The following is a 14,347-nucleotide window of genomic DNA, read 5'->3' on the forward strand; positions in this document are numbered from 1 at the left end:
ACCCCCTCGCGATGACGCTCTCATCACGACGCTTTTCCGATGTCTGAGTGAGCTTGGGTTAATTGTGACTGAGTATGTTGAAGGTCTGAGTGAGCTTCGGTTAATTGTGATTTAGTCTGCTGGAGGTCTGTGACAGTTGCATTAACCTGAGATTGCAAGGAAGCTATCTCTTGATCCTGTTGCTCAATAATTTTCAGAAGCTCAGCACGCCTAGTCTCGCTAGTTTTATACTGAACTTGCATGTTTTGATACTGAAATTTGAGTTTATTAAAGTCAGAGGATTTGTCCAGTAATGCCTGAACCATTCGCCCAGATGGACTCTTGAGAAGATAGTAACTAATTTGCTCATCAGTATAGCGCACCAAAGGCTGCCGACTAGCTACGAAAAACATATCATAGTCGAACAACTGTTGTTCAAATTGCAGAAACTCAAAACCGAGGTTCTTAAAGAATTGCGACACCCCTCGCCTACTCAAAAGATGGATATGCTCAATAGGTTGCATTAGCTGTAAAAAATTATCCTTTTGAGCAACCATCTCTGAATAGGTTTTACCCTCTTCATAATTTGGCATCTGGACAATGAAAATACCATCTTCCTTCAGAAGAGATGCCCCATGGCTCATGGTAGCCACTGGATCAGGTAGATGCTCTAGGACATCGTAGAGTACGATGGCATCAAACAATTCGGCTCCTAGTTGCTGATCCTCAATCGGTCCTGACAAAATAGGGATATTGAATGTCTGTTGTGCAAATTCCACCACCCAAGGGCTAAGCTCCAGACCCATAGCATCAAAACCTGCCCAACCCATCATTGCCACAAAGCCACCATGAGCACAACCTAACTCAAGCACTTTGGCTGGTGGTAGTTTATAAGCCATCAGTGTACGCAACCAGTGGAGGCATCGCTCTGGTAAATCTTGACGGGCTCGTTGACGAATATCAGGAAAACCATAATGCTCGGTCTGATAAGACAACCAGTATTCTTTACCGTAGAAGTCATGGTTATCATCCTGTACACGGAGCTGCTCAGACCTCAAACCAGTTTTTGACACTAGAGTGCCACATTGAGAGCACGCCAAGTAGTCAGGGGAAAATTCAGTTAGCTCAGTATTTCCACACCAACAGATATCTCTAAAGGTTTGTGTCATCTTGTTGTTACACCCAGGTGTTGATAAATTAGCTCGAACTTACGTCTGATCACAAGTCCAGATTGAAAACCCTTGTTTTAATTCAGTCCCCGGAGGTGGACGAAAGTTTGTTGAAGCACCACCATTACCTCCTCTTGGCTAAAGGGAATAAAAATAAAGGGTCTTAAGAATTAAGACTTGGAAAACTGGGCAGTTATCTACAACAGGTTAATGTTTTGTAGTACCGTCAAACCTATCAACGCTAATCCCCCACTACCCATGACAATTCTGACCCTGCGGAGAACCTGAGGCTTCATATAGCCAAGATAGCCCACCATACCTAACATTAGTGCAATGGACAACAAACTACCGCCAAGACTAAAGAATAGATTTCCTTGGACAGGAGAAACGAATGAGATTAGTTGCAGAAGAGTCCTGTCAGCATACATGGCGGTAGATAGCAGTAGTAAGTTTATCCCTAAAATTAGACTAACTAGTGGAACTAACAGGGGTTTTAGTCGAAACCAGCCTGACCGCAATTTCCAGAATTGATTGGACTGCATTGCAGCTAGAGTTGACCCCGCTTCTTGAAGTTCCCGCTGTTTTTGCTGAAGTTGAGCCTCTGCGTACCTCAATTGCTCTTCGAGATCCCCTGACTGAAGCTGAGTTGGCTGAACTTGAATTAGGGACGGACTTGGGGGTAGCTTTTGTTGGATTTGAGCCTGTAACTTCCTGAATTCTCCCCAAAGGGGGGAACCTATACCAGTAGTCTCATTTTTGATTGTCTTAGCAGTTTCGACCAGAACCTCTGCCACGGTATCGGCCATCTTTGACCAGGAAAATTTATTCGCGTGTTCAAACCCATCAGCAATCAACTGCTTACGAACCTCTGGGTTTTGAACTTTGTACAGCGCATCAATCAGCTCGTAAACATTAGATTGATCCACATACAATGCTGCTTCCCCAGCCGCTTCAGGAAGAGAGGAGTGACGACAGGTAATTACAGGGCAACCACAAACCATTGCTTCGGTAACTGGTAATCCGAAGCCTTCGTACAGAGAGGGGACAACCAGAGCGATCGCACCAGAATACGCTACTTTCAAGTCTTCATCACTCAGGGGCAAAACCTGGGTTGTTATCCCTGGTGCCAGGGCAGCTAGCTCAGGTTCTAACTCAGGTCTACCACCGACACAAATAACCCCAAACTCTTCCTTATCCACCAGCTTAGATAATGCTCTGAACAGAAAGATAGCGTTTTTATAGCCATTAACACCAGTTCTTTCTCCTACTAAGAGTATGTAGGGTTTGGTGACATTGAATTTAGTCTTAAACTCATTTATATCATCATCGCTTGCTGGGGAAAAAACTTTTTTGATTCCACAGTGAGCTACCGTTACCTTTGACCGGGAAATATGGGGGAAAAACTTAATCAGATCTCGAGCCGTACTTTCGGATATCGTAATATAACGGGAGGCGTGTAAGATACCGTAATGTTTTTCTTTCCAACCTGCTTCGTTAAGATTGGCACCGATCACCTCTGGAATCATGTCATAAGCCATAAATACAGAAGGAGTAGATAGGGGCGCGGTATAGTAGCTGGAAATGAATAGATCAGTCCCTTTTTCATCACAGATTTCCTGCAACAAGTCAGCATCTGCTCCGGTTTTGTTGTAATCGTAAGCTCGAATCGGGCGATAGCGAATTCCAGGAATCCTCGGAGCCGTTCCAGCCCGGTCTAAAACAATCACATGGTTCCCAAAGCCATTAGTTGCCCATTCCTCTAGCAAAGACTTCCAGACTTGGGAAATTCCAGAGTTAGGAAAAAATTGGAAAAATACCCCATCAACCACAATTTGGGGGAATGGTCTTTCAATCTTCATAGTTTGTTGCTGAAATTCTTCCAGTTGCAAAAACTGCCATTTTTCGCCGTCAGGCTCCTTCTGAGCAATCGGCACTATACCACAGATATCCGCCGGTTCAACCAGGGTTTCATCCTTAACCCAAGATAAATGTTGACGCAGAAAAACCGGAAATTCAGACTCCTGCTGTAGTCCCTGCCACTCGGCCAGAGCATTCTGGTAGCCGTAGTAGCTCTCCTTAAACTGCAACTGTTCCGGTGTTACATAAGCAAAATGTTGAAAGACCAGTCCCTGTGCTTCGGTTTCTCGATGTAGGAATGGATTGATAGTTGCTATATCTTGCTCATGATTAGCTGACTGATTAGTTGACGACGGTTGGACTAGCCTTGGGGGTTCGTGGGCTGCCCAGACAGCTCCTGGTTTAAACCTCCAGAGGCGCAACCATTCCTGTTTGGGGTTTTGTGTATAGCAATTGCGACTGGTGACAATTAAATTTTCTCCCACGAAATACGAACACCAGAAGAAAGCAGCTGTCTTGTCAGGTTGGTCGATGAACATCTGTCGAGCTTTACAGATTTGCTCAGTTGTCCACAACTCATCCACATCTACCTGCCACAACAAACACTCTTGTTGGATATTCTCAAGGGGAGCATTCACCATTTCTCGCTTGCCCTCCCAGAAAACCCCATCTGGTTTGCGATAGACGGTGATCTGGTCAGGGTAGCGTTCCATCAGTTGGTCGAGATACTCTGTGGTGCCATCAATACTACGACCGTTGTGGTGAATTTCATCACTGACATGCCCACCCGTCGCTAAACTCCAGGCCGTATCATGCTTCAATTTCGCTACGCCTTCAATAATGTGCCAATGCCATGGGAATGGTAGTTTACTGAAGACGTCAATATGGTAGCGAAGGAAGGGTTCACCATTGAGAACAATGGTAAAAAAATGGATGGGAAGAGGGGTTGAGGCTTGACCTGACTTCCCAACAGAGTGGTGACTACCCGCTTTAGCAAAAATGGAGTAACCATTGCGCACAGACGCATTTTGCTCAATCAGTTTATAGTTTTTATCTCTTAATAACCGATGGTGATTAGTATAATTTTTATAGGTACAAATATCATCAAGTAAAATGTATTTTGCTCCGTAAACCTGGTCTAATTCCACCTCACCTGTGAACTCGGAGCCATCGATTAAGACCAGATCAAAATCTTCGATTTGGTTTTCTTGCTTAATCGTTTCAATCCCATCTCCAGAGGTTCCCATTTCCCTAACATAATCGATATCTTGACGAAGCCAACCCAAGACTTGTTCAAGAGGGTAGTTATTTAGAGGGGTGCGATGGGCATGATAAAATTCCCTAACCTCATCTTCTCTAGGAAACTGCTCTAGGGAAATTGATGAAATATTGTAGCATTTGACAAAAGAATCCTGGCGATAGCGTTCCCGTAACTCAGTAAAACGAGGTTTTGAAACCTCCATACAGAATAACACTGGATTAGAAGGATTTTCTCGCAGCCCCTTGACAAACGCTTCGGTGCTTCCCGCACCGGATGAAGACCCAATTTCTAGAACAGTCTTGATATCTTCTTCCTGAGCTATCCTCTGAATCGCTTTATAAAAATCGTCGTCTTTAATCTCAGGAGGAATTACATAATCTAGTTCGGATCCTGACCTATTACTTGGCATATTAAACAGCCCCTCACACACACCTGAAAAAACATTGCAATAAATTTGGCAAGAAAGATATAACGTCTAAGCTGTTAATTTAATAACCTATTAGTCTAATCTATTAGTCTAACGTTGTATCCTAATCATACTTGTTCCAAATTTGTAAAGTTTAGTTTTAGATTAGAACTTTGTCCATTCTGATTCATCCCGGTTTCCATCTCAACAATTTTCGCAATTTCAGCAATTTTCGCCCGGGCTTGCTCTAATTCGAGCTTAAGGGCATTGTATTCCGTTTCAACGGCCTGATATTTGTTTTCAAGGGCTGTATAGTTAAGATTTAGTGTATTTCTACCGTCTTCGGCATTTTGAAGCCATTCTCTCAGGTTAATGACGAATTCCTGATATTTGAGGATTCTTCTGTTCAACCAGTAGGAATCTTGATACATTGGGCATTGGTTCTGAATACTATAGGATTCAGGTAGGGATAGTCTTAACTGACTAGAAATTCCTCCTGCATAATAGGATGTCATTGTCCGAGGATAGTAACACAATTTCACCGTTTCATTCTGGATTAGCCTCAGAAACCATTCATAATCCGATGATATTCTATAGCGTTCATTGAAAAGCCCTATCTTAGAGAAAAACAAGTTAGCTCTGGAGAAGCTGGCTTGGTGAGGCAAACATCCACAGATCAGTTCATCAGCTACCTCTTCAGGCATGGGAGGCTTGACAACAATGGTAGACCCAGATTGCTCTCTAACCTCTAGGTCTCCATACACAAAATCACAGGAGGGATTTGCCAACAGGAAGTTAACGGTATCTTGGATAACCTTATCATCAAGATAATAGTCATCTGAATTAATAAAACCAATAAACTCACCAGAGGAGTACCTAATTCCCTTATTCATGGCTTCATAGATACCGCCATCAGGTTCGCTAATAAATCGGCTAATCTGATCACTATATTTATGAGCAATCTCCTTAGTTTTGTCTTGGGAGTTGCCATCAATAATAATGTACTCTATATCCTCATAGGTCTGAGAGACGACACTCTTGATCGCTCGCTCTATAAATCGCTCAGCATTTTTACATACAGTGATAATTGAAATCCTCACATGCTCCTCCTCAAAATTATCACTATTAGGGTGATAATACTGGTTTAATAGGTTTAACTATAGGTTTAACTATATTCCAACTTGGAAGATTACCATCTTTCATTTACCTTGAGCTTTTAAGGTTTGTTTAAAAGTTTTAACTTTTTTTAAGGTTAAACCACTTGGTTGACACTATTCAAGTAGGAATCGACTACTTCATTGCTCTCTCCCGCTAACTTTATCCTGCCTTTGTCTAACCAAATCACCCGCTTGCAGTAATGGCGCACAAAGGATAAATCATGGGAGACCACTAAAACAGTGGCATGAGCCTCCCAAAATCTTTCCATGCGTCGCTGGCACTTAATTCTAAAACTTTGATCGCCTACGGATAACACTTCATCCAAAATTAAGATATCTGGCTGTACATCAGTGGCAATGGCAAAGCCTAGCCGTGCTGACATCCCTGAGGATAATCCCTTGACTGGCATCAACTTGTAGTCTTCTAGCTCAGCAAACTCCAAAATCGATGGGGTTCTCTGTTTCATCTCTTGTTTAGAGAAACCTAGCATCACGCCATAGAGTTTGATGTTATCCACTACCGAAAGTTCTGGATCGAATCCAGCTCCTAGCTCAATCATCGGAGCGATTTCACCTCTTATCCATACCTGACCTCCTGTGGGCTGTAATATGCCACAGATAACTTTAAGCAGGGTTGATTTTCCTGAACCATTCGGTCCAATGATGCCGATTTTTTCTCCAGGTTTTACGGCTAAATGAATGTCATCAAGGACTAAATTCTTGGAAGGTTTGCGGTATTTTCCCTCCAAAAAGGATAGTATAGTTTTCTTGAGGTCATAGGAAAACTCTTCTTGGGTTCTTCGCCACAATGAAACCCGATCGAGTCTAATAACTTCTTCTGTCATCTATAACAAATCCATGAAGTGCGGCTGCCAAATTCGAAAGCAAGTCCAGCCTAAAGATACAATTACTATGGCACTTAGGCATGAGTGTCCAATCAACCCTACATCTGGTAAAGCTCCTGACAACGAAATCTGTCGAATGCTTTCGATAATCGGCAATAAGGGATTTAAAAACAAAAAGGGTCTAACCGACTCTGGAACAATTGCTGCTGGATAAAAGACTGGAGAGCTAATCCAGATCACAAAGCATACTAGTTCGTAGAAATAAGGTAAATCCCTAAAAAAAACATAGAGAACACTGACGAAAAAACCGATGCCGATACTAACCAAAATTAATGCGATTAACGGAAGACTCAACGCTAGCAAATTGACTACACTTGTTGAGGTAAGCAACGTAACAATAGCTAGGAGAGGAAAGCTGCCAACAGATAACTGAAACACGTTAGCAGCAATGGTTGAAACTGGGAAGACACTGATTGGTAAGCGAACTTTATTCAACAGGGCACCATTACCAACTATACTGACTAATGCTTGGTTGGTTGAAGCGGAGAAAAAGTTAGTAACAAGCAACCCAGTAAAAGCTGCCAGAATATAGTTAATGGTTGAGTTGTCATAATAGGAGGCAAAGGTAGCACCAAAAATTGCTGTATATAGTCCTGTCATAATCAAAGGATTTAACAAAGACCAATATACTCCCAGAAGCGATCCTCGATAACGTCCCTTCAGATTTCGCTCTGTTAATATATACAGCAACTCCCAATAGCGCTGGAATTGCGACCGTGCGGTGTTAGCCTTGAGGGATAAGGTCATAATTTATACACCGAAGATATACAACCGAATATGAATATATAGAACCGAATATATAGGGATTCAAGTTAGCCTCCCCACTGGTTCGTAAATGCGCATTCCTAGAACCATAACATATACTGCGAAGAAATTCGCCCTGTCGTGTTCCCACCCCGCACTTTTGGTTACGGCGCGAACGCGCCCCGCGTGGCCTACGGCCAATCGCGCAGCGGCTCCATTCGCGTAGCGTGGCCCAAAGGCCAAGGAGCATCGCGCAACCGTTCTGTTTCGGTCTGTATATTATTATCATAGTTTAGGGAAATTTGTCGAGTAAGAACTTGGTATAATCCCTTGAGAAGTAAGTTCTGACTTGATTATATGTCTCTGACTAGTGCTGACGAACTAGAGCCAAGTCCCTTGCTTTCTTGGCGACTAGGGCAAAGTAACTTGTTAGATTGGCGAGCTATTATCGAAACTAACCCCTCCCTCTGGAGAGAAGCCAAGCAACGGTCTCACTTCGGACCTCAGGTGCTAATAGCAACTACCGTAGGGGGGTTAGCGCCACTGTCACTACCAGAAAGTCTACTAGCAGTAGCCCTTACCCTCAGAGGAGCAGAGGTTCATACTCTCCTGTGTGACCATTCTCTGCCTGCCTGCCTCAATCTTCAAAAACTGGATACACCTCAAGAAACGATTGAAAACTATGATCTAGAAACGATCAAATGCCAAAAGTGTTTCGCAACCGGTGGTTATCTGTATCAACCGTTGCATTTGACCAACCATGTATTGAGTGAACTGCTCACTGGCCTCGACAGGCAAGAGGCCAAACAAATTGCAGCCCATGTGCCCCTATCAGAGATTGAAAACTATTGCTTGGGCAACTGGAATATCGGTGAACATGCCTATGCTGGGGCGTTGCGCTATTTTACCAGTGGGAATCTAGATAACGAACCCAACAGTGAAATCGTGGTGCGTCGGTATTTTGAAGGGGCTTTGCTGACTGCGTATGCTATTAGTAAGCTACTGTATAACTATGATTTTAAGGCTGCTTGCTTCAATCATGGCATCTACTTACCTCATGGCATCATTGGTGAAGTGTGTCGCTCACGCCAAGTGCGCGTGGTTAACTGGACTCTTGCCTACCGCAAGCGTTGCTTTATTTTTAGCCACGGAGACACTTATCATCACACTATGCTCAGTGAGCCTCTGCATGCCTGGGAAACCGTGCCTTGGACTGAGGCAATGACAGATGATATTCTACAGTATTTGAAAAGTCGATGGCAGGGCACTAGGGACTGGATTTGGTTTCATGAAAAACCTGATGAAGAATTTAGCCGCAATGCTGAGGAGATGGGGCTTGACCTGAACCAGCCAGTGATTGGAATGCTCACTAATGTAATGTGGGATGCCCAGTTGCACTATCGGGCTAATGCTTTTCCCAATATGCTGACGTGGGTACTCCAAACGATTGAGTATTTTGCTAAACGTCCTGAGTTACAACTGCTGATTCGGATTCATCCGGCAGAGATTCGGGGAACGTTGCCTTCTCGCCAACCCTTGTTGCCAGAAATCAAGAAGGTCTGGTCTCAATTGCCTAAAAATATTTTCATCATTCCTCCAGAAAGTCCTGTGAGTACCTACGCAGCGATGATGGAGTGCGACTCGGTGATTATTTATGGGACAAAAACTGGAGTTGAGTTGACCAGTGTAGGGATTCCGGTGATCGTTGGTGGTGAAGCTTGGATCCGAGATAAAGGAATCACGATCGATCCCTCTACAGCACAGGAGTATTTCCAGTGCTTGGATAAGCTACCCCTTGGTGAACGGTTGGATTCTAATTCCCTTAAACGAGCCAGGATGTACGCTTACCATTTCTTTTTCAGACGAATGATTCCCCTACAATTTACGGAACCCCTATCGGAAAATCCTTACGTGAAGCTCAATATTACTAGCCTAGAGCAGTTACTTCCTGGTGCAGATCCGGGTTTGGATATTATCTGTGATGGAATCTTGTCTGGTTCTCCTTTTATCTATCCAGCGGAACGGTTGGGAATTGATCGCGTCTAGATTGGTGGAACGGGCATCTTGCTGGAACGGGGATGTTGGTGGCACGGTTATCTGGCCGTGGAACGGGCATCTCGCTGGAACGGGGATGTTGGTGGCACGGGCATCTTGCCCGTTATCAATATTTTCGAGCGGAGCAAGCCCTTCGGTGGTGCGTTACGGGGCTACTGGCTACGACGTTTAAATATGATGACAAGGCGCGCCCCTAACGCACCCTACGCACCCATCGCACTAAAAATTTTTAGATTTATCTATCCATAGGGGTTTACTATTATAACATAAACAATGGGATATTTTGATATCATTATCCCCGAGGGTGCCACTATAACGGCCACATCAGGTTAAGCTAAATCGCTTAATGGTGATGGCTGTATACAGGTGTGTTCAGGAGTGTATTATGAACTATATCAGAATTCTGGCTAAGCCTTTTCGTCAAGTCAAAAAGTTTTATCACAGCTCATTGACTCAGTATCCTTCCCAACTAGCTAATCCAGGACTAGCTAATCCAGGACAATTGAGTCATTTGAAGATATTAAAGTCTTTCGCTAAACCGGTAATTAGCTCTGACAAAACCTGCATGGTCTCAGTGGTGATTGGGAGTTATAACCGTAGACCTTTACTGGAAAAAGCGATTCAAAGTGTTCGAGATAATCAGATTCGCGTTCCCTATGAAATCATTGTGATTGACGGGGGGTCAACGGATGGCTCTTTAGAATGGCTAATTCAGCAGAAAGATATTATTACTATCATCCAACATAACCGAGGGGAATTCCAAGGAAAGCCACTCAAGCGTCGCAGTTGGGGGTATTTTATGAATCTTGGCTTTAAATCAGCTAAAGGTAAATATATTTTGATGATCAGTGATGATTGTCTGCTATTACCGAATGCGGTGAATTTAGGGCTGGATAAGTTTGAAGAGGTGGAAAAAGCTGGCGGCAAACTAGGGGGAGTAGCTTTCTATTTTCGGAATTGGCCAGAGGATCAAGAGTACTATGTACAACATACCCTTGGTGGCAAGCTGTTTGTTAATCATGGTATGTACTTAAAAGAAGCCCTAGCAGCAGTTGACTGGGCGGATGAAGAGCGATATATATTTTATAAAGCTGATGGTGATCTCTGTTTAAAGATGTGGCAGCTTAATTATGAGATTGTAGATTGTCCAGGGGCTTATGTTGAACATTATTATGATCGAAATGAAGGGGTTCGCCAGACTAACAATGCTGTTTTAGACCATGACCGAGAGGCTTACTTGCAGCGATGGGAAGGAATTTATTATCATCGATATAAGCGGGATCTCCGGAGACGAGTAACTAGGTTCTATGAGGACAAAACTAGAACAGCAGACCAGTTTATGAACTTAGTTTATTAAGTTGTCTAGGAGTAACTAAATGGCTTCGGTGAAACAGGAAATTGGTCGGTTGGTAAATCGTCTGTTAGCGTCAATGAATTTAAAGTTGCTAAGGCTTTCAGACTACAAACAAATTGTTGAAGCGAGTCCGGATCCAGGCAGGGATATATGGCGATGGGTTCGTGAAAATTATTCGATTAAGACGGTGATTGATATTGGATCAAATAATGGTGATTTTGCGGAATTTTTAGCTTGTTACTTCAATGCTAAACAGACCTATGTATTTGAACCATTGCCATCTTATCTATCAGACTTAGAAGGGAAAGCGGCTAAGATTCCTAATCTAAAAATTTTTAATGTGGCTTTGTCGGATTATGAAGGAGAAGAGTTATTTTATGAGAATTCTTACGGGCCAGCTTCTTCGATGTTACGCATAAGTGAACTATGTAAGAAGGAATTCCCACAAACATCAGGAGAAAGTGAAATAAAAGTAAAGGTTTGCCCCCTGGATGATCTATTACAGTCAGAATTAGAGTCTGATAAATTTGAGAGAGATATTTTTATAAAAATTGATGTCCAAGGGGTTGAAGATAAGGTGATAAAGGGAGGTAAAAAGCTATTTTCCCTAGGGCGATGTGTTCTGGTAGAAATGTCATTTGTTCCTCTGTATAAGGAACAACCATTATTTGAAGAGGTACATGACTGTTTGGTAGAGTTGGGTTACCGATTTGCGGGAATTAAAAATCAGATTAATTCTATCAAGTCTGGACAGCCATTATTCTGCCATTGTTTGTATGTCCGTTAGAGGTGTGCAAGCTATCAGCTATCAGCTATCAGCTATCAGCTATCAGCTATCAGTTATCAGCTATCAGCTATCAGCTATCAGCTATCAGCTATCAGCTATCAGCTATCAGCTATCAGCTTATGGGTTAGGTCACAGGCTGGAAGCCTGTGCCACTGACCGCTGAATGCTGACCACTGACCACTGACCGCTGAATGCTGATAGCTGAACGCGCACGCGTGCGTGGCACAGGCTTCTAGCCTGTGATAAGTGCGCATATGCTTAGGTTAATTGTTAAGAGTAAAGGTGAGGAGTGAAGGAACATGAAACTTTCTGTTGTTGTTGGTACCTATAATCGATTGAGTCTTCTGAAGCAATGTATTACTAGTATTCTTGAACAAACATCAACCCCTACGAAAATTTATGTAACTGATGCGGGGTCTGATGATGGCACTATTGAGTACTTAAATGCGATCGCATCCTCAAATCCACAGGTGATTCCGATTTTGGTGGGAGAAAAGCTTGGTCAAGCTAAAGCCTATAATGATGTGTTCAGACTTATAGATACTCCCTATGTGTGTTGGGTCAGTGATGATAATGTAATTGTGAACCAGGGTCTGGATACGGCGGTAAAAATACTTGAGGAAAAGCCGAAGATCGGGATGGTAGCCCTGAAAGTAAGGGATAAACAAGGGCCCTTCGTGAGTGCTCCCTACATCGGTGGTGTCTCAGTAATTGGTGTATTAAATGTTAACCAAGGTGTGCTGAGAACTTCGGTATTAAAACAGGTGGGTGGATTCTGTGAAGTATTTCGAGATTATGGGATTGATCCGGATTTGACCACGAAAGTTTTATTTTCAGGGCATGATATTGTTTATACTAAAAAAATTGCTATTCATCATTACCGGAATTGGAGTTCGGATCCTAATACTCCAGAATATGCCCAAATGATGGAGAGGCAAAAGCAGTATAAAGCCCTTTATGCGGAACGGTACTCAAAGTATGCGAAAGGGGGTTGGTTCTGGCAACTGAAAAAGTATCTTTGGGCATTGTTTCGTAAAGGGATCGGGTTTGATCAACACTACAATTCAGACCAACCGATCTTCTGGAATCTTATCCCTCGGGATTGGCACAATATCATGACCAGTCGGTATATTAGTATCACCGATCCGATGACTACCCAACGTAAAAGTTATCACTTAATTCAACATTGTCCAGGATATCTACGACCGAGATCATTTCAAGTGGAGCCGTTATCCTAATAGCTATCAGTTATCAGCGGTCAGCTAATGCGCTACGCGCACGCGTGCGCGTTCAGCTATCAGCTATCAGCGGTCAGCTATCAGTTATCAGCTAATGCACTAAATCACAGGCTAGAAGCCTGTGCCACGCTACTTGAGGTGCTATCAATCAGTTAAAGGCTATCAGTTATCAGCTATCAGCTAAAGGCTGACGGCTGACCGCTGACGGCTGACCGCTGTTCGCGCACGCGTGCGCGTAGCGCATATGCTGAGAAAAAGATAAATACGTATTGAAATCCTAGCTAATTAATGGTAAACCATTGGTCAGTGGTGAAAAACCGATAGGAATTTATTGGTTGTAGGAGTGTAAAATGTCCCGAAGACTGACTATTAATGGTTTTGAAATTAATGACGATAGCGATTGCTTTGTGATTGCTGAAATTGGGAATAACCATCAAGGCAGCTTGGAAAAGTGTAAAGAAATGTTCCGGATTGCTAAGGAATGCGGAGCGAATGCTGTAAAACTACAAAAACGAGACAATCGTGCCCTTTACACGAAAGCTGCTTTTGACAGACCTTATGACCATGAAAATAGTTTTGGTTTGACCTATGGTGAGCATCGGGAGTTTCTAGAATTTGGTGCTTACGAATATCAGGAACTGAAAAAGTATGCTGAAGAAGTAGGGATTACGTTTTTCTCTACTGCTTTTGATATTCCGAGTGCGGACTTTTTGGGTGAGTTGGATATGCCAGCTTATAAGATCGCTTCTGGAGACCTTAAGAGCTTGCCCCTAATCAAACATGTTGCCCAATTCCAGAAGCCGATGATCGTTAGCACCGGTGCAGCTACGTTAGAGGATGTGCAACGGGTTTACGATGCGATTATGCCGATTAACCCCCAGTTGTGTATCCTGCAATGTACGGCAAGCTATCCAGCGGACTTTGAAGAACTTGACCTGAAGGTGATCGAGACTTATCGGGAACTGTTCGGTGATATTGTGATTGGTCTATCTAGCCATGACAACGGTATCGCTATGGCAGTGGCGGCTTATGTTCTTGGGGCTCGTGTGATTGAGAAACACTTTACCCTGAACCGGGCGATGAAAGGAACAGACCATGCTTTCTCGTTAGAACCGACAGGGTTGCGCAAGATGGTAAGAGACCTCAGACGCACTCGCCAAGCTTTTGGGGATGGGGTGAAGAAAGTACACCTGAATGAACGTCCTGCTTACTTGAAGATGGGTAAAAAACTGGTTGCTGCAGATAATTTACCTGTAGGACATGTTTTAAGGGCAGAGGATATCGCGATGAAATCCCCAGGGGATGGTTTACCCCCCTATGAATTGGACAATGTGATTGGTAAAGTCTTAACCAAACCCCTAAGGGTGGATGAGTCAATTACCTTGGCTGGGTTGGTGGAAAATGTTGAACAGGTTGCTGTTTAGGGTATTGTTGG

At 43.3% G+C, this 14,347-nt stretch carries 11 protein-coding genes; 6 read left to right on the forward strand and 5 right to left on the reverse strand.

What is annotated here, in order from left to right:
- Positions 1–23 precede the first annotated feature (23 nt).
- From F6J99_RS01810 to F6J99_RS01830, 5 genes are all read right to left on the reverse strand, one after another.
- On the reverse strand, positions 24–1,148 hold the full coding sequence (locus F6J99_RS01810) for a methyltransferase domain-containing protein (RefSeq protein ID WP_293111457.1): 1,125 nt from the start codon (positions 1,146–1,148) through the stop codon (positions 24–26).
- Positions 1,149–1,345: 197 nt separating this feature from the next.
- Entirely contained in the window at positions 1,346–4,675 is a 3,330-nt protein-coding gene (locus tag F6J99_RS01815; protein WP_293111458.1) for a glycosyltransferase, read from the reverse strand.
- 125 nt (positions 4,676–4,800) lie between these two features.
- Positions 4,801–5,772 carry a glycosyltransferase family 2 protein gene (locus F6J99_RS01820; protein ID WP_293111459.1) on the reverse strand — a complete coding sequence of 324 codons (972 nt, stop codon included), beginning with the start codon at positions 5,770–5,772 and terminating at the stop codon, positions 4,801–4,803.
- Positions 5,773–5,924: 152 nt separating this feature from the next.
- Positions 5,925–6,674: an ABC transporter ATP-binding protein gene (locus F6J99_RS01825; RefSeq protein ID WP_293111460.1), complete on the reverse strand. Its 750-nt coding sequence runs from the start codon at positions 6,672–6,674 to the stop codon at positions 5,925–5,927.
- Positions 6,675–7,481, reverse strand: a complete 807-nt coding sequence (locus F6J99_RS01830) for an ABC transporter permease (protein ID WP_293111461.1) — start codon at positions 7,479–7,481, stop codon at positions 6,675–6,677.
- A gap of 354 nt (positions 7,482–7,835) precedes the next feature.
- Here F6J99_RS01830 and F6J99_RS01835 point away from each other — a divergent pair, with 354 nt between their 5' ends.
- From F6J99_RS01835 to F6J99_RS01860, 6 genes are all read left to right on the forward strand, one after another.
- On the forward strand, positions 7,836–9,524 hold the full coding sequence (locus tag F6J99_RS01835; protein ID WP_293111462.1) for a capsule biosynthesis protein: 1,689 nt from the start codon (positions 7,836–7,838) through the stop codon (positions 9,522–9,524).
- The gene (locus tag F6J99_RS01840) at positions 9,511–9,705 is read left to right on the forward strand and encodes a hypothetical protein (RefSeq protein WP_293111463.1); all 195 of its coding nucleotides are present in this window, start codon (positions 9,511–9,513) and stop codon (positions 9,703–9,705) included. The genes F6J99_RS01835 and F6J99_RS01840 overlap by 14 nt, the downstream gene beginning before the upstream one ends.
- A gap of 213 nt (positions 9,706–9,918) precedes the next feature.
- Entirely contained in the window at positions 9,919–10,890 is a 972-nt protein-coding gene (locus tag F6J99_RS01845; RefSeq protein WP_293111464.1) for a glycosyltransferase, read from the forward strand.
- A 19-nt stretch (positions 10,891–10,909) separates the two neighbouring features.
- Complete coding sequence (locus F6J99_RS01850; RefSeq protein ID WP_293111465.1) at positions 10,910–11,674, forward strand: FkbM family methyltransferase; 765 nt, start codon at positions 10,910–10,912, stop codon at positions 11,672–11,674.
- A 299-nt stretch (positions 11,675–11,973) separates the two neighbouring features.
- On the forward strand, positions 11,974–12,912 hold the full coding sequence (locus tag F6J99_RS01855; RefSeq protein ID WP_293111466.1) for a glycosyltransferase: 939 nt from the start codon (positions 11,974–11,976) through the stop codon (positions 12,910–12,912).
- Positions 12,913–13,262: 350 nt separating this feature from the next.
- Entirely contained in the window at positions 13,263–14,336 is a 1,074-nt protein-coding gene (locus F6J99_RS01860; protein WP_293063007.1) for an N-acetylneuraminate synthase family protein, read from the forward strand.
- Positions 14,337–14,347 lie beyond the last annotated feature (11 nt).

The sequence above is a fragment of the Moorena sp. SIO4G3 genome (assembly GCF_010692305.1).
Classification (GTDB): domain Bacteria; phylum Cyanobacteriota; class Cyanobacteriia; order Cyanobacteriales; family Coleofasciculaceae; genus Moorena; species Moorena producens_A.

What these genes read in the sequence shown, in the direction of transcription:
- F6J99_RS01855 (WP_293111466.1), top strand. Translation starts at nt 11,974, where the DNA reads ATGAAACTTTCTGTTGTTGTTGGTACCTATAATCGATTGAGTCTTCTG.
- F6J99_RS01825 (WP_293111460.1), bottom strand. Translation starts at nt 6,674, where the DNA reads ATGACAGAAGAAGTTATTAGACTCGATCGGGTTTCATTGTGGCGAAGA.
- F6J99_RS01835 (WP_293111462.1), top strand. Translation starts at nt 7,836, where the DNA reads ATGTCTCTGACTAGTGCTGACGAACTAGAGCCAAGTCCCTTGCTTTCT.
- F6J99_RS01860 (WP_293063007.1), top strand. Translation starts at nt 13,263, where the DNA reads ATGTCCCGAAGACTGACTATTAATGGTTTTGAAATTAATGACGATAGC.
- F6J99_RS01850 (WP_293111465.1), top strand. Translation starts at nt 10,910, where the DNA reads ATGGCTTCGGTGAAACAGGAAATTGGTCGGTTGGTAAATCGTCTGTTA.
- F6J99_RS01830 (WP_293111461.1), bottom strand. Translation starts at nt 7,481, where the DNA reads ATGACCTTATCCCTCAAGGCTAACACCGCACGGTCGCAATTCCAGCGC.
- F6J99_RS01810 (WP_293111457.1), bottom strand. Translation starts at nt 1,148, where the DNA reads ATGACACAAACCTTTAGAGATATCTGTTGGTGTGGAAATACTGAGCTA.
- F6J99_RS01815 (WP_293111458.1), bottom strand. Translation starts at nt 4,675, where the DNA reads ATGCCAAGTAATAGGTCAGGATCCGAACTAGATTATGTAATTCCTCCT.
- F6J99_RS01845 (WP_293111464.1), top strand. Translation starts at nt 9,919, where the DNA reads ATGAACTATATCAGAATTCTGGCTAAGCCTTTTCGTCAAGTCAAAAAG.